20 protein-coding genes are annotated in these 20051 nt (G+C 31.9%); all 20 read right to left on the bottom strand.

Going from position 1 to position 20051, the window contains the following annotated elements:
- Positions 1–346: 346 nt before the first annotated feature.
- The 20 genes from ppsA to WC663_01300 all read right to left on the bottom strand — a co-directional run bounded on the left by ppsA (position 347) and on the right by WC663_01300 (position 19951).
- Positions 347–2707: a phosphoenolpyruvate synthase gene (gene ppsA / locus WC663_01395; protein ID MFA6295987.1), complete on the bottom strand. Its 2361-nt coding sequence runs from the start codon at positions 2705–2707 to the stop codon at positions 347–349.
- A gap of 236 nt (positions 2708–2943) precedes the next feature.
- Positions 2944–3156, bottom strand: a complete 213-nt coding sequence (locus tag WC663_01390; protein ID MFA6295986.1) for a four helix bundle protein — start codon at positions 3154–3156, stop codon at positions 2944–2946.
- 68 nt (positions 3157–3224) lie between these two features.
- Complete coding sequence (gene pyk, locus WC663_01385) at positions 3225–4643, bottom strand: pyruvate kinase (protein MFA6295985.1); 1419 nt, start codon at positions 4641–4643, stop codon at positions 3225–3227.
- Positions 4644–4851: 208 nt separating this feature from the next.
- The gene (locus tag WC663_01380) at positions 4852–5181 is read right to left on the bottom strand and encodes a hypothetical protein (protein MFA6295984.1); all 330 of its coding nucleotides are present in this window, start codon (positions 5179–5181) and stop codon (positions 4852–4854) included.
- Between the two features lie 113 nt (positions 5182–5294).
- Positions 5295–5756 (bottom strand): hypothetical protein, encoded by a 462-nt coding sequence (locus WC663_01375; protein ID MFA6295983.1) that lies wholly within the window; start codon positions 5754–5756, stop codon positions 5295–5297.
- Positions 5757–5775: 19 nt separating this feature from the next.
- Complete coding sequence (locus WC663_01370; protein ID MFA6295982.1) at positions 5776–6273, bottom strand: prepilin-type N-terminal cleavage/methylation domain-containing protein; 498 nt, start codon at positions 6271–6273, stop codon at positions 5776–5778.
- A gap of 4 nt (positions 6274–6277) precedes the next feature.
- Complete coding sequence (pilM, locus tag WC663_01365) at positions 6278–7348, bottom strand: type IV pilus assembly protein PilM (GenBank protein MFA6295981.1); 1071 nt, start codon at positions 7346–7348, stop codon at positions 6278–6280.
- A gap of 13 nt (positions 7349–7361) precedes the next feature.
- The gene (locus WC663_01360) at positions 7362–7925 is read right to left on the bottom strand and encodes a nucleotidyl transferase AbiEii/AbiGii toxin family protein (GenBank protein ID MFA6295980.1); all 564 of its coding nucleotides are present in this window, start codon (positions 7923–7925) and stop codon (positions 7362–7364) included.
- Positions 7882–8058 carry a hypothetical protein gene (locus WC663_01355; GenBank protein ID MFA6295979.1) on the bottom strand — a complete coding sequence of 59 codons (177 nt, stop codon included), beginning with the start codon at positions 8056–8058 and terminating at the stop codon, positions 7882–7884. Before WC663_01355 ends, WC663_01360 begins: the two co-directional genes overlap by 44 nt.
- Before the next feature lie 4 nt (positions 8059–8062).
- Positions 8063–8455, bottom strand: coding sequence for a hypothetical protein (locus WC663_01350; GenBank protein ID MFA6295978.1), 393 nt, complete (start codon positions 8453–8455; stop codon positions 8063–8065).
- A gap of 101 nt (positions 8456–8556) precedes the next feature.
- Entirely contained in the window at positions 8557–9072 is a 516-nt protein-coding gene (locus WC663_01345) for a type II secretion system protein (protein MFA6295977.1), read from the bottom strand.
- Between the two features lie 41 nt (positions 9073–9113).
- The gene (locus WC663_01340; GenBank protein MFA6295976.1) at positions 9114–12044 is read right to left on the bottom strand and encodes a hypothetical protein; all 2931 of its coding nucleotides are present in this window, start codon (positions 12042–12044) and stop codon (positions 9114–9116) included.
- Positions 11980–12432: a GxxExxY protein gene (locus WC663_01335; GenBank protein MFA6295975.1), complete on the bottom strand. Its 453-nt coding sequence runs from the start codon at positions 12430–12432 to the stop codon at positions 11980–11982. The genes WC663_01340 and WC663_01335 overlap by 65 nt, the downstream gene beginning before the upstream one ends.
- A 44-nt stretch (positions 12433–12476) precedes the next feature.
- Positions 12477–12923: a prepilin-type N-terminal cleavage/methylation domain-containing protein gene (locus WC663_01330; protein MFA6295974.1), complete on the bottom strand. Its 447-nt coding sequence runs from the start codon at positions 12921–12923 to the stop codon at positions 12477–12479.
- A gap of 89 nt (positions 12924–13012) precedes the next feature.
- Positions 13013–14089: a type II secretion system F family protein gene (locus tag WC663_01325; GenBank protein MFA6295973.1), complete on the bottom strand. Its 1077-nt coding sequence runs from the start codon at positions 14087–14089 to the stop codon at positions 13013–13015.
- Entirely contained in the window at positions 14073–14462 is a 390-nt protein-coding gene (locus WC663_01320; protein ID MFA6295972.1) for a response regulator, read from the bottom strand. Before WC663_01320 ends, WC663_01325 begins: the two co-directional genes overlap by 17 nt.
- 33 nt (positions 14463–14495) lie before the next feature.
- Positions 14496–16181: a GspE/PulE family protein gene (locus WC663_01315; protein MFA6295971.1), complete on the bottom strand. Its 1686-nt coding sequence runs from the start codon at positions 16179–16181 to the stop codon at positions 14496–14498.
- Between the two features lie 9 nt (positions 16182–16190).
- Complete coding sequence (locus WC663_01310; protein ID MFA6295970.1) at positions 16191–16568, bottom strand: response regulator; 378 nt, start codon at positions 16566–16568, stop codon at positions 16191–16193.
- Positions 16569–16642: 74 nt separating this feature from the next.
- Positions 16643–18952, bottom strand: a complete 2310-nt coding sequence (locus WC663_01305; protein MFA6295969.1) for an ATP-binding protein — start codon at positions 18950–18952, stop codon at positions 16643–16645.
- Positions 18953–18958: 6 nt separating this feature from the next.
- Positions 18959–19951, bottom strand: coding sequence for an ABC transporter substrate-binding protein (locus tag WC663_01300; protein ID MFA6295968.1), 993 nt, complete (start codon positions 19949–19951; stop codon positions 18959–18961).
- Positions 19952–20051 lie beyond the last annotated feature (100 nt).

Raw genomic sequence — 20051 nt, 5'->3', positions numbered from 1 at the left:
AAACAATTAATCTAGAGCTGAAGCTTACTGCTTCTTGCCCCGCCCGTGAATCGTCCTGCTCTTGCAGGGCCTCACGTTCTCCGGCTTGTCCGAACCTCCTTCATGGGGGGTAGCGATCTTGGTGGTCTCGACCACTGCGAAGATCCGACCACCGTTGGCGGAGGTTGCGGGAACGAAGTCGTAGGACGGGGTCTTGGTCTCAGCTGCCATTCTGCTTTTCCTCCTGGTGATGGAGCCTCTTGCTGGCTCCGGGAAAGGTGCAAACCAATAAAAATATATTAATATATTAATTAAATTAAGTCAAGTATTAAACCTGACTTAATCAAAACAATATATTATATTTATATTATTTTTCTTTTTTCTGGATTTCTAAAGTAGTTTTAAAAACTGCATCTGGCGACAATGATATTGAATCAATTTTATTATCAATTAAAAATTGAGCAAAATCTGGAAATGTAGATGGCGCATCACCACAGATGCCAATTTTTATTTTATTTTCATGAGCAACTTTGATCACTTGTTTAACTAAAGTTTTGACAGCCTCATTTCTTTCGTCATAAACATGGGCAACTAGTGAAGAATCGCGATCAACTCCTAAAGTTAATTGAGTTAAATCATTGGTGCCAATTGAAAAACCATCAAAAATTTTGGCAAATTGATCTGCTAGAATTACGTTAGATGGAATCTCAACCATAACGTAAACTTCTAATTTATTTTTACCTCGTTCTAGTCCATGTTCTTTCATTATTGCTAAAACTTTTTTGCCTTCATCTACTGTCCGGCAAAAAGGAATCATTATTTTTACATTACTAAATCCCATTTCTTCACGCAATTTTTTTAAAGCCTCGCATTCCATAACAAATGCATCTTTATATTTTTCATCATAATAGCGAGATGCTCCACGCCAGCCAATCATTGGATTTGATTCTTTTGGTTCAAATTCTTTTCCGCCTAAAAGTTGTGCGTATTCATTAGTCTTAAAATCTGAAGTTCGAACAATAACATCATTTGGATAAAATGCTGCAGCAATTCTGCCCATATCCCAAGCTAAATGATCAATAAAAAATTTTGACTTATTTTTATAATTTTTTGTAATTTCGGCTATTTTTTCTTTCGCATCTTTATCTTTCAAAGTTGAAAAATTTAATAATGCTTTAGGATGAATTTTTATAGAATTAGCGATTATAAATTCTTCTCGAGCCAAACCAATGCCATCATTTGGAATTGAAGTTAGCGCAAATGCCTCTAATGGCACGCCGACATTCATCATTATTTTTGTCTTTGGTTTTTTTAAATTTGTTAAATCTATTTTACGAGTTTTTATTTCTAATAATCCTTGATAAATCTTTCCAATCTCCCCTTCAGCACAACTGACTGTGATTTCTTGATTATCTTTCAAGATTTCTGTGGCTTTGTTAGTACCAACAATACATGGAATTCCTAATTCGCGTGAAACGATTGCTGCATGACATGTCCTGCCACCAGTATCTGTAATAATTGCTTTGGCTTTGCGCATTACTGGCTCCCAATCAGGATCAGTGCTTGTTGTAACTAAAATTTCGCCCTCTTTAAATTCTTCAATATTTTTGACATCTAAAATTAATTGGACTTTTCCTTGACCTATCTTTGAACCAATGGCAGCGCCTTCTAATAAGACTTTGCCTTTTTTAGCTAAATAATATTCGTTAAAAACTTTTTCATTTTCTTTTTTGTGAATTGTTTCTGGACGAGCTTGAACGATATATAATTTATTATTATTGCCATCTTTTGCCCATTCGATATCCATTGGTCTTTTGTAATGCTCATCAATTGCCAAACCGAATTTTGCTAATTCCAAAATTTCTTTGTCATTTAAAACAAAAATGTTTCTTTTTTCATCGCTAAGTTTAATGTTTATTGTTGGTGAATTTGGATTGTCGGTATAAATTAAAGTTTTTTCTTTTTTGCCTAAAGTTTTTCCAACGATTGGCTTGAAACCTTTTTTCAATAATTCTTTGTGGACGCAAAATTCATCTGGAATGACTCGGCCTTTAACTACGTTTTCACCTAATCCAAAAGCTCCATTTATTACAATAACATTTTTAAAACCTGATTCTGGATCTAAAGTAAACATAACGCCAGCACTTGCTTTGTCAGAACGAACCATTTTTTGAACGCCAACTGACAAGGCAACATTAAATAAACTGATTTTTTTATCTAAGCGATATGAAATTGAGCGGTCGGTAAATAAAGATGAAATACATCTTTTGCAGGCTAATAATAATTCTTTTTCACCTTTAATATTGAGATATGATTCTTGCTGTCCAGCAAAAGAAGCATCTGGCGCGTCTTCAGCAGTTGCGCTTGATCTAACTGCAACATCAACATTTTCTTTTTTTGATTCGGAACTTAATTTTTTGTAAGCAGAAATTATTTCTTGTTTTAAATCTTTTGGAAAATCAGCATTCAAAATCGTGCCTCGAATTAAAGTGCCTTTTGCAACTAAATCTTTTTTGGAAAAATTTTTTAATATTTCTTTAATTTTGTCTTTGATTTTGGCAGACTCTAAAAAATACCAATAAGCATCAGCTGTGATTGCAAAGCCATTTGGAATTCTGACTCCTTGCTTAGTTAAATTTTGGTACATTTCGCCCAATGATGCGTTTTTACCGCCAACCTCGTTGACATTTTTGATATTAATTTCGTTGAACCAAAGAATATGTTGCATAAGTTTTTAGTCTAAAGTCTAAAGTCTAAAATAGAATTAAAAATTAAAAGTAAAGTTAAAAGTTAAAAATAATTATTTCTTTTTCATTTTCATTGTGCCAATACTCGCTCCTAAGATATTAGAAATTTCAATTAATTCTTTTAGTAATTCTTCAATTGTTTTTTTGTTTCCTTTTTTCGTATCTCTTAATAAAGCTAGCCAAAATTTGATTCATTTGCTGATTTTAATGAATAGCTTTAAAAATTGGAAAAATCTTTTTTACTTGTTCCGGCTGTAGCTTCTACATAATTAGCGCAAATGCTTGTCCCACTTCTGATCAATTGATTTATTGCTACTCTACAGACTTCATCATTTTTGGGCAAAGATTCCGTAAATTTAATAATTTTTAGAATAAGATTATAAATCCTTACTTTCATTTTCTCGCCAAAAGATTTATTTTCTTCGGTCATATTTTTTATTTTAGATTTTATTTCTAATTTTTGACTTTATTTTTAATTTAAGATTTTAGACTTTAGACTTATTCAATCTCTTTAATCTCAACTAAGTTCACGCCTGACTTGCCAACAGGCTCGCCAGCGATGATTATTATTTTGTCTTTTACAATGACAATCTTATTTTCTTTGATATGATTAATTGAAACTTCAATTAATTCTTCAACAGTTTTGCAAGTCTTAATTATAAATGGAAAAGTGCCCCAAGAAAGGTTGACTTGACGCTGAACTTTTTCTGAATCTGTTGCAACAAAAATTGGCAATTCTGGACGATAGCGAGAAATTATTCTGCCAGTATCGCCAGATAATGACGCAGCTAAAATTAATTTGGCATCAACGCTTTTTGCTAGAATATTGGCGACTTCGGAAATTGCGGAATCTATCGGAATTTTTTTGATTGAATCTTTGAAAACCAAATCATCATAATGTGATTTTTCTGTTTCCAAAATTATTTTGTTCATTGTTTCAACTGCCTGAATAGGATATTTTCCAGAAGCTGACTCTCCAGAAAGCATAACTGCATCAGCATGATCAATTACTGCATTAGCAACATCAGAAACTTCGGCTCTGGTTGGTCTTGGATTTCTAATCATTGAATCTAGCATCTGAGTTGCGACAATTACAGGCTTAGCTGCTTTTAGACATTTATCAATTATTTTTTTCTGTAAAATTGGAACTTCTTCAGCTGGCATTTCAATACCTAAATCGCCTCTGGCAACCATGATGGCATCGCTTGCTTCTAAAATCTCGTCAAAATTTTTGATAGCTTCTCTTTTTTCTATTTTAGAAATTATTTTGATATTATGATCGCCAATTATTTTTTTGGCTCCTAAAACATCAGATGATTCTCTAACAAAAGATAAGGCAACAAAATCAACATTATTTTCTATCCCAAATTGCAAATCTTGTTTGTCTTTTTCTGTCAAAGTTGGCACAGAAAGCTTGCTTTCCGGCACATTAATGCCTTTGTGCGAAACAAGTTTGCAGTCATTACTTTCAATTAAGCAATGGATATTTTGATTTTCGATTTTTTTTACTTTTAAAATTATTTGACCATCATCAAGTAAAATAGTTTGACCAACTTTAACATCAGAGCATAAATTTTGATGCGTAACTGGAATTATATTTATCTCGCCTTCTACAAATTTCGCATCTTTTTGGCATGATAAAATTATTTCTTTGCTATGACATAATTTAATGCCTTCTTCTTTCAATAAACCAATTCGGACTCTTGGACCTTGCAAATCTTGAATAATTGCAATTGGCTTATTATGTTTTTTTGATAAAGTTCTGATTTTACTAATTAATTGCAAATGATTTCCATGAGTTCCATGAGAAAAGTTAAGCCTGGCAACATCCAAACCTGAAATTACCATTTTTTCTAATATATTTTGATCCTCGCTTGCTGGACCAATAGTACAAACTATTTTAGTACGTTTTATCATAAATTTATAGTTAAGTATATTTTATATGTTTTGCGCATTCCATTCTGTTTATTTCGCAAAATAACGCAGAATCGAACGCAGAAAACGCAGAAGTTATTTAAACTAGTTTTGTTTGATTTTAAATAGGGCGAGGCTTTAGCACCTCGCCCAGATTTAAATGTAATTCGAAAAATAATTCGATGTTATTCGAAAAAGTATTCGAGTACGGTTAGAATTTGAATTTTTCAGCCAAATCACCAATCACTGGCAATTTTGCATATTTTCCAGTTGCAGCATTTACGATTCCCCAAATACTGAAGACAATCATTATGACATCGAGAATGAAACCGATAAAAACGAATGATAAAAGCCATGAGATTACCCAACCGATCAACAAAATTAAACCTTGCTTTGCATGAAACATCGCAAATTTGCTTTCTTTTTTTGCCAATAATGGCACGATTACTAAAACTCCTAAATAAGACAAGACAGCGAATATTTTGTTTTCTTCAATGTCTTTGCTATCTCCCATAGGAGCATTTGATTTGTTTTCTTCCATAGTACACCTCCTCTCGTCTGTTAAAATAAATTATTTATAACAGACTTGATTTTTAATTATTAATAAATTTATTTTCAACTTAAGTATAGCTTATATTTGAAACTTCTTAAAGACTATTTAATTATATTTGCTGTTATTAATCCTAGGACCAAGTAGAAAATTAAAGATTCAAAGACCCAATAGATTAAAAGCGCGAATGGCAAATTTATTAATAATGCTAAAGTAAAAAACATGCTAATTCCTGCCAAAAGAAAAACTAATAGTCCAAAAAACATTCCTTTCTTTGCCAAGGTACTACCTGGTAGACATTTTTTCAAAATGGAATAGATTGAAGCAAAAATTAATCCATTTATAAGGCCAAATGCCAAAGAGATGATCGTAAAACTGATTGGTGGCGGTCCTTCATGAGGCATCATTAAGATTGACCAAATTTTGAAGTATTTAGGATCAATATAATATGGCATTGTAATTATTGCACCAATTGTGTGAATAATTTGTCCAAGAATTGCAAATACAAAAGCAACAATAATTATTTTGCTAAACGGAAATTTTTCTTTTTTTGATATTTTGTCCATTTTTTTTAAAATTAAATAATTATCTCATTACCTTAATTGGAGAAGCGCTATATGGGTCACAAGCGCCAATCGTAACAATTCCTCCAGGATTTCTAGAAACATAATAATCCGTATTTGCAGCTGTGCCAGTAACTGGATCAGCTGGAATAGCACCGATATAATTATTTGTGACTAGATCAGAAAGATTCAAACAAGCTGCCTGAGTTGCAACAGCAGTGCAAGTTGTATTGCAACCTGAACCAGCTGTTCCTAATACAAAATTCACACCTGATGTCCATGTTCCTGAATTTGGAAATGCGCCTTTATTGTCAACAACGTATTGATGTACAGCGCTTAAAGTTTGATTAACATCACTCCATCTTCTTGAATCATTAGCATCGCCTAATCTTTTTGCTGGATTAAGAGCAACAAAAATTGCAGCTGCAATAATAATGATGATTGCAATTACCAAGATTAACTCGATAAGAGTGAATCCTGCTTGCCGATGGACACGGCTTTTTTGTGTTGGTTTTTTCATTTTTTTATTTTATATTTTTTAATAAATTAATGCCTGATTCAATTGGCTTTTTTTCTAAGCCTCGTAAAGCTAAACCAGCAACTGTTGTGTAATCTATTTTGCTACTAATTTGTTCATTCGTTTTTATTTTTAAAAATGGATTTCCTAATTCTGTTTTAATATTTAAATTTTTATAGAAATAATCAACAATTTTTGGCATGTCAGAAGATCCACCGCAAAGAATGATTTTAGATATTTTTCGGCCAGTTTTTCCTTGATAAAAATTAATATCCTTTTTAATCGAATTAATTAATTCTTGCATTGGTTCTTGCAAAACAAGCATGACTTTGCCTTCTTCGACCATGGGATCTAATCCATAAGTTTTTTTGAATTCTTCTGCTTCTTGAAATGATAAATTCCATTTAGAAATTATGGCTTGAGTAAATTCATTGCCAGCAATTGGCATATTATCGGAAAATCTAATATTGCAAAAATCATAAATAGTGGCAATTGTTGTTCTGCCACCTATATCAATTATAGCATACGCATCATTCATGTTGCAATTTGCAATTAATGATCTAATAAGGCAGGCTGATTCAAAATCAACGATTGAAACTTTTAGTCCAGCTTGCTGCAAAGATGTTATAAATTCATCAAGAATTCCTTTCTGAACACCAGTAAATAGAATTTCATAATAATCTTTATAAGTTAGGACAATTTTATAATCAAAATAAAGATCTTTTGCTTGAAAAGGAATTGTTTCTTGAACTTTTTCTAAAATTGTTTTCGAAAAATTTTTAGGGTCTGTACTTTTTGGTATTCTAATATGAGTTAAAATCAATTTTGATTCCGGAAGAGCAAAAATGCAATTAACATTCGAAATTTTTTTTGGTTTTGCATTTGAAAGAGCTTGCTTAATTGCTTGCGTTAATAAATTTTGATTTATAACTTGGCCATTTTTTACAATGTCTGGCTGTAAATCAAGACTACTGTAAGTTGCTAAATTTGCTGAGATAGAATTTCCTGATAATTCCATTATTTTTATTGAATTATCATAAATATCAATGCCGAAATATTTTTTGGAAAAAAATGACATGAAAGATTTGTAATTAATATTTAATTTTTTTTAATATTTCTGAGACTCCTAATTTACTTGCCCATTGCTTTAAATATTTTTTATCAAGTTTATCACCAGAAATCTTGAATACAGATTCAACATCTTCTAGCTGACGACTTAGTGGTGATTCTTTGTACCATAAAAGTTTTATTAGAATCAGATCTTCTGGCGAAGAAAAATATATATTTTTGTTTAAGATATTTTTAGTAATTTTTCTTTTTAATCTAGATGAATCAAATTGATCATTTTTGGAAATCCAAAAATCAACTTTTACGCCTGTTTCTCCGTCAATAAAGTTAAATTCTCCGTGCCTAAAAAAAGCATCTTTGATGGCTTCTTTATCAACATAACCAGCTTTACTAAATGCTAATAAAGCTTTTTCAAGTTTGTTGATGTCATCTGCCTTTAAAACAATAATGAGATCAATATCAGCGGTAAATCGCGGTCTTCCCCAAATTAAAACAGCCATGCCACCAGTTACAAAATAAGGAATTTTTAATTTTTCAAGAATTTTAACGATGTTTATTAAAAGTTGTCTTGGATCTGTTTGTTCCATAATCAATTTTATTACCAACTAAATCTTTTGCTAGCCTCCATAATTGACTGCCTAATTTAATTTTTTGATCAGCAGTCATTTTTTTAAAAATATTGTCCTGTATATCTTGAGCTGTTGTTTTTTGTTGTATCATATTTTTATTGTATTTCTTGCCAAGAAGTTAAAGCATAAGTTGGATTCCATTGCAAAACGACTTGGATTTTTCGATTTATTTTTGAATTAACAGTTGAAGTAACATCAATAATTTGATTGTTGACTTGAGGAGTTACTGTAATTATACATGAATCTGTACCAAAATTCAAAGTACCTCCAACATAAGCTGCTTCTTCTCCTGCTTTAACTCTTTTCAAACGCATCAATGCTTCATTAACACAAGAATCGGCAATCAAAAAAGACTGCTCGCCTTGCTGATCATCAAAGCTCATTAAAGTTTCATTAACGCCAATTGAACTGATCGCCAACGATACGATTAAAACTGCGGCAGAAATAATTAAGACTGCGATGAGAGCTATTTGTCCTTTTTCTGACATAAATTGAATATTAAATATTGAATATTATATTTTTTTATAGTTAATATTTAATATTAAATATTCAATATTTCTTGTCATAAAATATTAACTTTATAATTAATTTAAGGTCTCCTTAAAGTCACTGATGTTTCCGTATCATAAGTATAATCAAATTCTTTTTTTGTTCCTAAATTATTGTATTGGCCTGTGATATTGATGGTGTAATTTCCAGGAGTATTATTACTAGAATTATTCTTGAAAGTTAAAGTATTTATTTTTACTTCATTAGTTGTAATTGGTACGGCAGATGCAGCGCCAATTGTTATTTGGATTTGATTAGAGCTAACTGTAAAAATTACATCGTCCCCTGCTCCTGGTCCCATATTAACATGCAATCTTCCTGGATTGGTTGGGTAAAATTGCGAATCTGCATTATTAATTCCTTCTTGTGAATTTAAAATATATAATGACATTTTTTGCATAGCAAAACGAACATTTTCTTGAACTTCGGCAACAGATGAAGCCTTAGCTTTTGATTTAAAAATATCAATACTAAAATAAGCCAAGCCAGTTATAAAAATGGAAATGATTGCTATTGAGAGCATCAGCTCTATCAATGTAAAGCCTTTTTGTTTCATAAGTAAATCGGATCCTGTTACAAATTACTAGTTACTAGTTTTTATGGTTTATAATTAACTGTATGGCTTCGCAAGGCTGGAGTATCAGTACCATTACCGGTTAAAGTCAATTTATATTTTATCCAATTATCTCCAATCATATTTGGATTAATTATCTGGCCATTTGAATCAGTAAAAAAGTTGGTATCATTGCCGATCTTGCCTAACGGTCCACACCAATTTGAATACCAAACTCCTGGAACGCCAGCATTATCAGGAGCGGTCTTGATTTGAACTAGCAAATCTTCATTAACTGAAGGAATATTTTCAGTCCATTTTATTAAATTAAAATTAGAAACTGGACCGAACTCTGATGATTCATAAGTGCCAAATGTCTGGTATGTTGCAACTTGACTCCAGATTTGAAATTCTTCAGAATTATTTGCGGTCGCAAGATAAATAGCGTTGACGGCAGAGGATATTCCATTAACATCGCCATTGGCATCAATGGAATTAATGCGAGATGGACTTGCGGGATTAGAGATATCAATAATTTGCGCTTCTTGATCTGTGGCAGAGGTGCCTACAAAGGCATGATTGTTGTCAACATATATGCATAGACCGGCTGCTTGAAGGTCTAAGCTGCCAATTTCAAAAACTGAAGCAGGATTTGTAACATCAAGAACTTGAAATTCTGGATTGCTACCGATCATATTTTTTCTAACAAAATAGGCAGTATTGCCATTAACCCAGACAGCTGAAGCATCAATCCCAGTTGGCGCATCATAGATTCCAGCAACTGCAGGAATAGCTTTGTTTGTTACATCAACAATAATTAATTCTTGAATGTCTTTAATTGTGGCAAGATATGCTTTATCGTTGGAATAAAAAACAGAATTTACATTGGTATCAGGCTCCAAATATCCAGTTAGCGCGGGGTTGGTAGGAGTTGTAATATCAAGAATATAGAATTCTGGATTAATGCCAACAGTTGAGTTTACTTTAGTAGTTAAGTAAGCATAATTTCCAGAGACAAAAACATCAGTGGCATCAACATTGGAGTCGGCATCATATGAACCATTGATAGACAAAGATCCTGGATTCGTAATGTTTACAACCATTAATTCCTGATTATCGCTAGACGTAGCAATATAGGCGTAATTGCCATTGATATACAGAGCGTTAGCATCAGCGTTCAAGTCAAGAGAACCAAGCAGAGTTGGCGTTGACGGTGTTGAAATATCAAGAATATAGAATTCATTTCCTGCAGCATTATTAACTGTAGTAATATAGGCTCGGTTGCTAACTGCAACCACATTAACGTCAGTTGCATCTTGCAGGCCAGTACTATCATAAATACCAGTTTGCTTGATACAATCCCAGGAATTACCAGTGTTTGGTTGAAAAATTTGAAATTCTTGAGTACCGCTGTCTGAAGTTAAATAGACTTTATTGTTAGCAAAATAAACACTGCGAACATTACCATTAGCATTAAAAGATTTGAGCAAAGTCGGTGATGATGGAGTTGTGATGTCTATTACTTTAAATTGCTGAAGGCTCTGAGAGTTTCCAATAAATGCTGTTGTAGCACCTGGATCAACAAAAACAGAAAGGGCATTGCCGTTAACATTATAAGAGCCAATAACTGTTATGCTTCCAGGATTAGTAACATTTAGAACATAAAATTCATCTCCAATGCCATTATCGTTAGTTGTTAAATAAGCGGTGTTGCCAGAAGCAAAAGTGTCAGTTCCATCAAAGCTCGATGGAGCATCGTACGAACCAATAATGTTAGGATTATTTTTTGTTGAGACATCGACAATGTTCATTTCAGCACTATTATTAGAAGAACTTACATAAACTTTATTATTATCATAAAAAGCAGAAAAAATATTTGCGCCGATATCTAAAGAACCTTCCAAGCTAGGCGAGGTTGGAGTAGAAACATCTAATACATAGAATTCTGGGTTTGGTCCGCCAGAATTATTAATGTTAGTAACAAGATAAGCATAGCCTGAATCAACAAAAACATTATTGGCATTGCTGGCGAAATCAGCATCATATGATCCATTAATTGATAAACTGCCAGGATTAGTAATGTCAATAACCATTAGTTCTTGAGAATCGCTGTTGGTAGCGACATAGGCGTAATTGCCACTAACAAAAACTCCATTTGCAGCAGTGCCAATATTCAATGATCCTAGTATTGAAAGACTAGCTGGATTGAAAACATCTATAATATAAAATTCCGCACCACTTGTATTATTAAGAGTCGTAACGTAAGAAATATTGCCAACTGTAACAACATCTGTAGCATTGACGACGGAAGGAAGATTTAAAGTTCCTGATTGAGTACCGCATTGCCAAGTTGTATTTGAATTTTTTGCAAGTTTTATTTCTCCGCCAAAATCATTGGATACATAAGTATCATTAAAAATGCCATCGCTAAAATCAGCAACTGTATCTTCAACCCATAATCCTCGATTCCAATTTGTAAGATAAAAAATTGATTGAACCTGATTGGCACGGCCTAAAGCAAATGCCCAATCTGATGAAACGGTTATTTTTTTTGTTTCTAAGTCATTTATTCCTGCTCCAATATTGCCAGAGGTATCACGCGTTACGTCTTCTATTTTTATCGTTCTGGTAAATTGATCTTTAATGTTATTTAATCCTGACCACTCCCAGACGCCTGAAGAATTATCAAGGCCATGAGTTAAGCCATCTGAATAATATGCTAATTTATTGTATGCTAAATCTTGAATTGATCTCGTTGCTTCAGCGCCTTGTTGCATAAAAAAAGTGGCTTGAGTAATTTCTCCGCCTTGGCGTTCGGAAATTAGAGAACCTAAAGACAGCGTTATTATGCCACTTGTGATTATAACGAAAATTCCTAAAGCAATGACAATTTCAACTAGACTTTGGCCTTTACAATACGAATTTGTACGGATTGCACGCGGATGCCACTGATTTTTTTTGACGTTTGATGTCATAAATACGTCTGATAATTTGTAATTCGGTTGTTCCAAAATTAACGATAAAAGCTAATTTATATTGAGAACTTTTTAAATACTGATAGATCTTTTTATAAAAAACTTGGGGAATTATATTCAAAGACTTAAACTCAACGATAATTTCGTTAAAAGTTATAAAATCAGGACGATAAGTACCAACCTTTTTTCCGTCATAAATCAATGAAATAATTGGTTCTCTAATAAATGGAATTTTATTATTTCTTAATGTATGTTCAAATGCATTTCCATAAACAATTTCTTTATGTCCTGGACCCAAAGAATTATAAATATCCATCCATATTCCTCTTAATACATAAGATTCTTTTTCATATAATAATGGTTGGCCTGATTTTGTTATTATAACCATTAAATAAATTTAATAAAAAATAAAAGTGTCCGCGTGTAATCCGTTTATTCCGCGTATTCAATTTTGCCAACAGAACTAACATTAATGGTTCTGGTTTGCCCAATATTATTTGTAATAACGATATTTCCTGTGTCAGTGGTTGTGCCGAAAAGTTTTTCAAAATCAGCTTGGTTGCCTGTAAAACTTTGAGCAACATTGATTACATTTGGATAATTATATTCAATATTTTCTGATGGATTATCGCCAAAATTTAGTCCTCTAAAAATATAAAATTTTTGATTAACATTATCAAAATAAACTCCAAATTTGGAGTCTTGTTCAACTGCCATTGCTTTTGCTTGAGCAAGTCTTAAAGCACTGATAATTTCTGTTTCAGTAGCATCGATTTGGGTACGATTTGAAAACTGACCAATAGTTGGAACTGCCAAGGCTGCTAATGTCGCGGAAATAGCAATGACCAAAATTAATTCAATCAATGTAAATCCTCTCATATTTTTTTAAATACGTGCGAATTATACGGATTGCACGCGGAACGAAAATAAATCCGTTAATATCCGCATGTAATCCGAATTATCCGTAGTTACGGAGTTTGACTGCCGATTGTACTTGTTAACGAGTAAATTGGAGTGATGATTGCCATAACAACAAAACCGACAACAAAACCAATTATGACTAACAATACTGGCTCTAAAGTTACTGACAAATTTTTTGAGGCTTTGTCGACTTCGGATTCATAAAATTTGGCAAGAAAAATTAAGACTGTATCTAAAGTTCCAGATTTTTCGCCGACATTAATCATTTTTGAAGTGACCTTAGGAAATATTTTGTCCATTTTGGAAATGACATCAGAAATATTTTTGCCGCTTTGTATTTCTTTGGAAATGTATTTTATTTTTCTTCTATAAACTTCATTTTGCATACTGTCAGCGACAATCTCCAAACTTTCTGTTGCTGGCAAACCGCTTTTTAATAATGTGCCAAAATTTCGATTGAATTGAGCGAGGCTTAAATTTTTTACAATTGGGCTGACAATAGGCATTTTTAATAAAATAGCATGCCAAATTGGCTTAATTAATTTTGTGCGAGTAAGCCAGATTAAAAAAAATGTTAAAACTATTAATCCAGGAAAAATATAAATGCCGTATTTTACTAAGATATTCACAATATAAAGTAAGATTTGGGTAGACAATGGCAATTGACCTTGAAAAACTTGAAAAAGGCTCGTTAATTTTGGCAAAACAAAAATTGAAATACCGCCACCAACTAAAATTACAGCAGCTAAAACAATAATTGGATAGAGCATGGCTTGAGAAATTTTGCTGCGAAGCTCATTTTCTTTTTCTAGCTGAATTGCTAATTGCTCTAAACTTTCAACCAAAGTACCGCTTTTTTCGCCAACTCTAATTATATTAACGTAAAGATTTGAGAAGACTTTTTCATACTTTGATAATGCATCAGCCAGAGTTGAGCCTGCCAAAACTTTTTCTTTTACGTCTCTTAAAATATTTGAGAATCGACCAGTTGATTCTTCAAAAGCAACGTCTAAAGCATCGTTAATTGTAAGCCCAGCTTTAAGCATGACTGCCATATGCTTTGTAAACAGAGCTTTATCAGTTATTGTTATTCTGCCGATTGAAATGTTAAATTTTCTTGCCATTTTTGTTTTTTTCTAAATAATTGCTAATTTTTGACATTAAATCTTGCAAAGAAACATTAGCTTTCAAAATGTAGTCAAGCGCACCTAATTCTTTGCCAGTTTTAATATCGCTTTCTTGTCCGAGATTAGTTAAAATAATGACTGGAATTTCTGATCTTTGTTTTATTTTTAATTCTTTTAAAACATCAAAACCTGATTTTTTTGGCATGATAATATCTAACAATATTAAATCTGGCTTTTCTGTTTTTACTTTTTCCAAAGTTTCTTCTCCGTCATATGCTTGGATAACTTCGTACCCTAATTCTTCAACTTTGCTTTTTAAAACATTTTGCATTGTTGATTCATCTTCGGCAATTAAAATTTTTTTTAACATATCTATATTTAGTAAAAAAGTCAAAGCGACTTTTTATTCTTTTGTAACTCTCAAGACTTCATCTAGCGTAGTAACTCCAGAGGAAACTTTTTTTAAACCATCTTCAACCATTGTAGTCATGCCATTTTTGATTGCTTGATCTTCGATTTCTTGAGCATTGGCTTTTTTCATGATTAGCTCTTTGATATTTTCTTTGATTTCCATAACTTCGAAAATTCCAATACGACCAGAATAGCCAGTATTTTGACAAGCAGTGCAACCTTTGCTTTTGTAAACTGTTAATTCATGATCAACAACGTATTTGTCAATAAGTTGCTGAATTCTTGGATCTAACTGTTTTTTAAGAATATCAATTTTTTCTTGAGGAATTATTTCACTTGCACGACATTTTTCACAAATTTTGCGAACTAAACGTTGAGCAATTATGATGTTGATTGTTGAAGAAACTAAGAAAGGCTCAACTTTCATATCAATCAATCTAGGCAAGGTTGTAGCTGCATCATTAGTATGCAAAGTTGATAAAACTAAATGGCCAGTCATGGCAGAATTGATAGCAATACCGGCTGTCTCTTCATCTCTAATTTCTCCAACCATAATAATATCTGGATCTTGGCGGACTATTGATTTGAGACCTTTGGCAAAAGTCAGATTAGTACGCGGATTTACTTGAATTTGATTAACGCCTTCAATATCATATTCAACTGGATCTTCAATTGTGGCGATATTGACTTTTGTGGTATTCAAAATTTTTAAGATTGAATAAAGAGTTGTCGTTTTTCCACAACCTGTTGGACCAGTTGCCAGAATCATGCCCCAAGGTTTTTTGATGGCATTTTGGATTTTATCTAAATCATTTCCCTGCAAACCTAAATTTTCTAATGTGTATTGTCGAGCGCGTTCTGATAGAATTCTCAAAACAGCGTTTTCACCATTAGTGATTGGAATAATAGAAATTCTAATATCAATATCATTGCCATTAATCTTTTGAACGATTTTTCCGTCTTGTGCAGAAAAATGATCATCAGTTCGAAGCTTAGCCAATATTTTTAGACGAGAAATCAAAGCTTCTAAAAGATTTTTAGGCAATTCTAAAACTTTATGCAAGACTCCATCAATTCTAAATCTAACAATGATACTTTCTTTCAAAGGCTCAATGTGAATATCTGAAGCCCGATTTTGATAAGCATATTCAATCAAGGTATCAATTAATTTTACAATTGGCACTTCTTCAGCTTCTGGTTTTTTTATTTGAGCAATATCTTTTTTTATTAATTCTTCATATTTCTGTTCCAAACCTTTATTGTATAGATCTAAAGCCATTGAAATATCTCTTTTGGATGCATAATAAGGTATTACTTTTTCACCAGTTTTTTTCTCCATCAGGCTAATAAAATCTAAATTCTTTGGATCATTCATGGCAATCTTAATACCATTGTTATCTTTTCCAAATGCAATTGCATTCTGATTTTTGGCAACAATTTGAGGAATTATAGAAAAAATATTTTGGTCTATACCTTCACGTTTTAAATTAACAAATTTAAAACCTAGGTCATTTGCAATAAGCTGGCCAAGATTTTCATCGGAAATTAAATTTTTTTCAACAAGCATATTTTCAAGAGATTGGTTGCTTTGTTGCGCTTCTTTTAAAGCGTTATTGAAATCATCCTCCTTAATAAGTTTACTATCTACAAGCAGTTCTTTTAATTTTTCTGGTTGCATAAAAAATAATTATTTCTTTTCGAGTTCTTTTTTAATTTTATCAATTATCTCATTTATTGAATGATCTGACTTAACAAGATAATCAGCTGCTCCTAATTCTTTGCCTTGCTTGACATCGCTCTCTTGGCCGAGATTGGATAAAATTATAACTGGAATATTCTTAGTTTTTTCTTCTGATTTTAATTTTTTCAAAACTTCGAAGCCATTCATTTTCGGCAAAATTAAATCAAGAAGAATTAATTCAGGCATAAATTTTGCTGCTTTTTTAATTCCTTCTTCTCCATCTAATGCTAGTTCAATATCAAATCCTTCACTTTCTAATTTTGTTTGATAAATTTTTACTAAAAATTGATCGTCCTCCACAATTAAAATTTTGCTTTTTTCCATGTATTTAAAATTAAAAATAATCAACGAAAGTTATTTGGGTTTTAAATTGTTGTTTTACTTTTTAGTTTGAAATTTTAAGTTTTTTTGATTGGCAATGTAAAATAAAAAGTAGTTCCCTTTCCTTCTTGCGATTCAAATCTAATTTTTCCACCTGATGATTCAATAATTGATTTCGTGATATACAAACCCAAACCAGTACCTTCAGTCTGCATCCTTATTATATTATCAGCTCTAAAGAATTTTTCAAAGACTCTTTTTTGCTGATCTTTTGGAATTCCAACTCCATTATCTTTAATAGCAAATTCTACCATATGATCCATTTTTTTGCATGATAATTCTATTTTCCCGCCATCATTAGTATATTTTATGGCATTACTAATTAAATTTTTGAATGCCTCACCAATTCTTGTAGGATCAATAAAAAGTTTCGGTAATTTTGGTTCTGGATGATGGCAGAGCATTGTTATATTCTTTTTTTGTGACATCGGTTTTAATGATTCAACGATTTGAGACAAAACATCTTCAATTTGGACTTCTTTAGGTTCAATTTTTATTTTACCAGCTTCAATACGTGAAACATTCAATAAATCATTGACTAAGGTGATCATTCTTTCGTTAGAAGCGAAAACATCTTTGAGATGTTTTTCTTGCTTTTTAGTTATTTTGCCGACATCGCCTTCAAGCATCATTTCTAACAGCCACTTGATTGAAGTCAATGGCGTCCTAAGCTGATGAGAAGCAACAGAAACAAATTCTGATTTCATTCTATCTATTTCTCTTTCTCTTGTAACATCTCTGAATACAACAACGCAACCAATAATTTTTCCTTCTTTTGATTTTAATGGAGCAGAACTATCAGCAACGGGAATTTTTTTGCCTTTCTTTTTATAAAGAATAGTGTGATTTGACATAGATTGAAGATAGCCACTTTTTAATGCGTTCTTAACAAAATCATCATTAATATGACCATTCTTTTCGTTGATAAATTTTAAAATTTCTTTGTATGGCTTGCCCAAAGCTTCTTGTTCAGTAAAGCCAGAAATTTCTTCGGCTGTTTTATTAAAAAGTATTATTTTTTCTTGCTCATCAATGACAAATACTCCATCGCCAATGCTTTTCAAGATAATTTCGATCTTATTTTTTTCTGCCTCGCTGCTGTTTTTCTCATTTTGAATATCCTCTAGAAGATTAAGCGTAGCTTTTTTAGTATTTACTAAATCTGTATTCTTCTCTTCAATTAGCGCTACTTTTCCAGATAATTCTTTTGTTTTTGATTTGATCATGTTTTCCATTTCTGAATATAATGGCTTTAATTGCCTTAACATTGAATTAAAAGTTTGACCAAAAATTCCGATTTCGTCTTTTGTTTTAATATTTACTGGATGGTCAAAATCTCTTTTTTGAACATATTTAGTTGCTTCATTTAGTTCAAGGATAGGTTTTGAAAAGCTGTTAGCATAAAATCTGACGATAGGATATAAAATAATTATGAAAAAAAGTGAAATTGAAGCATACTCTAAAATAATGCTCCTCAATAAAGAGCCCAATAATTCAGAAGTGTCCCAATGCAATAGCAATATCCAACCTTGACCAGGATAATCTAAAAAACCTTTTTCTTTGACTGCTACAAAAATTTGATTTTTATCTTCATACTTTTTTTCAGTTGATGTAGCTATTTCGAGGCTTGAATCATTTTTTAATTGATCTAATGCTTTTAAATTATCGCTAAATTGCTTATTGATTGATTCACGTTTGTAATTAGAATAAATTATAATTCCATCTTTAGTAATTAAATCTGCGGAAAAATTTGTTTCTGGATTCTGGCTGTTTACAGCAAGCAAATCATTGATTTTAGTTGTAGGAAAACGAGTGACAACAGCACCAAAAATATTTCCGGATGAATCAACTAACGGTCCAGAGAAATGGAATGTGTAGGTATTTATGTATTCAGAATAAATTGGATATGGATCAAAATAAACCTCCCCATTGAGTGCTTTTTTTACGAAATCTTTTTGCGATTCATTGTCACCGATTCCAACACTTCTGGTATCACCAATTTTAATACCGGAATTATCATAAATCGACATAGACACGTAACGCTTGCTGTACTTTTCATAATCGCGCAGGTAAAACATTCTTTCTTCTAAAGAAGTCAACTCTGACCTCATCATTGGATCGTTAACAATAATATTAATATCCGATAGCCTTTCTGACATAAAACGATCTAAGGTATCAATTTTTTCCACAGCAATTTCAGTCAACTGTCTTTTTACTTCTCGACTTACTCTTGAATTAGTTATCAAAATCGAAAAAATTGAGTATGTTAATACAATTGAAACTGTTACAATACCGACAGCTAAAATAATTTTTGATCTAATTTTCATTTTTGATTATTTTAAAAAACTTGGATTAATAATCTGAGTGAGATCAGGAACATGACCTGTTTCTCCGCGATTTTGATAAAAGTTGATTATTTCTCTACCAATTGTAAAAAGCGAATCAGCTTGATTATTGTCAGTCATTAGTCGTATGTTTTCTTGTTTATTAAATTGATTGAGACCAGAAAGTCCTTGAAACATTTCCTGTTCTGTTGTACCTTCGGCTTTGGCCATGATCTTTGCTGCTTCTTCTTTGTTTTGTGATGTATATTCTTCGGCTTGTAGCATTGCTTTAACAATTGCCTGTACTGTCTTAGGATTATTTTTTACAAATTGATCATTAAAAGAAAGCACATCAGTAATTAAATTTGGCGTATCTCCGGCTTGAGCAATTACTTTATATCCTTTTGTTACAGCTTGAGATTTTATAGGATCCCAGGTATGAACAGCATCAACCTCTCCGCTTTCGAGAGCTGATAATACGTTTGGAGCAGAAATATTTTTCAGGAAAATATCTTTCTCGAGCAATCCATTTTTTTCTAATGCTGATAACACAAAAATGTGAGAAAAAGTATTTATGCCATCGACGCCAATTGTCTTGCCTTTTAAATCAGAAAGAGAATTTATATCAGGCTTTGCGATAATGACATCTGCAGAAATCGAAGCGTCATTAACGAAGACAACTTCTGAAGGAATATAGTTTTTAATGCTGTTTAGAACTGTATCAGAAAAAACTTCAAAAACTCCATCAACCTTGTTATCAATAAAAAGATTTTGAGCCTCTTGATAACTTTTTGTTAAAACTGGCTCAACATTTACACCGTTTTCTTTGAAGTATCCTTTTTCCAAAGCGACATAGATTTGAGCATGACCAACGAAGTTATCAAAAGCTATTTTGGCTGTTTTTGATTCTTTCGGTTTTAGAAAAATAAAATAACTGGCAACTGCTATTGCGATTACTAAAATTGCGACGATGATAATTATGATAATGTTACTTTTTTTCATTTTCTTGTTCTAATTCTTTTATTTCTTCCTTTAATTCCGCCATTTTTACTTCTCGATCTAGCATCACTTTATTCATTTTTTTAGATTAATTATAATATTG

The organism is Patescibacteria group bacterium (genome assembly GCA_041662665.1).
Taxonomy (GTDB): domain Bacteria; phylum Patescibacteriota; class JABMPQ01; order JABMPQ01; family JAQVVF01; genus JAQVVF01.
Note: the sequence above shows the minus strand (reverse complement) of the source record. Positions and strands in the feature narration are given on the sequence as shown.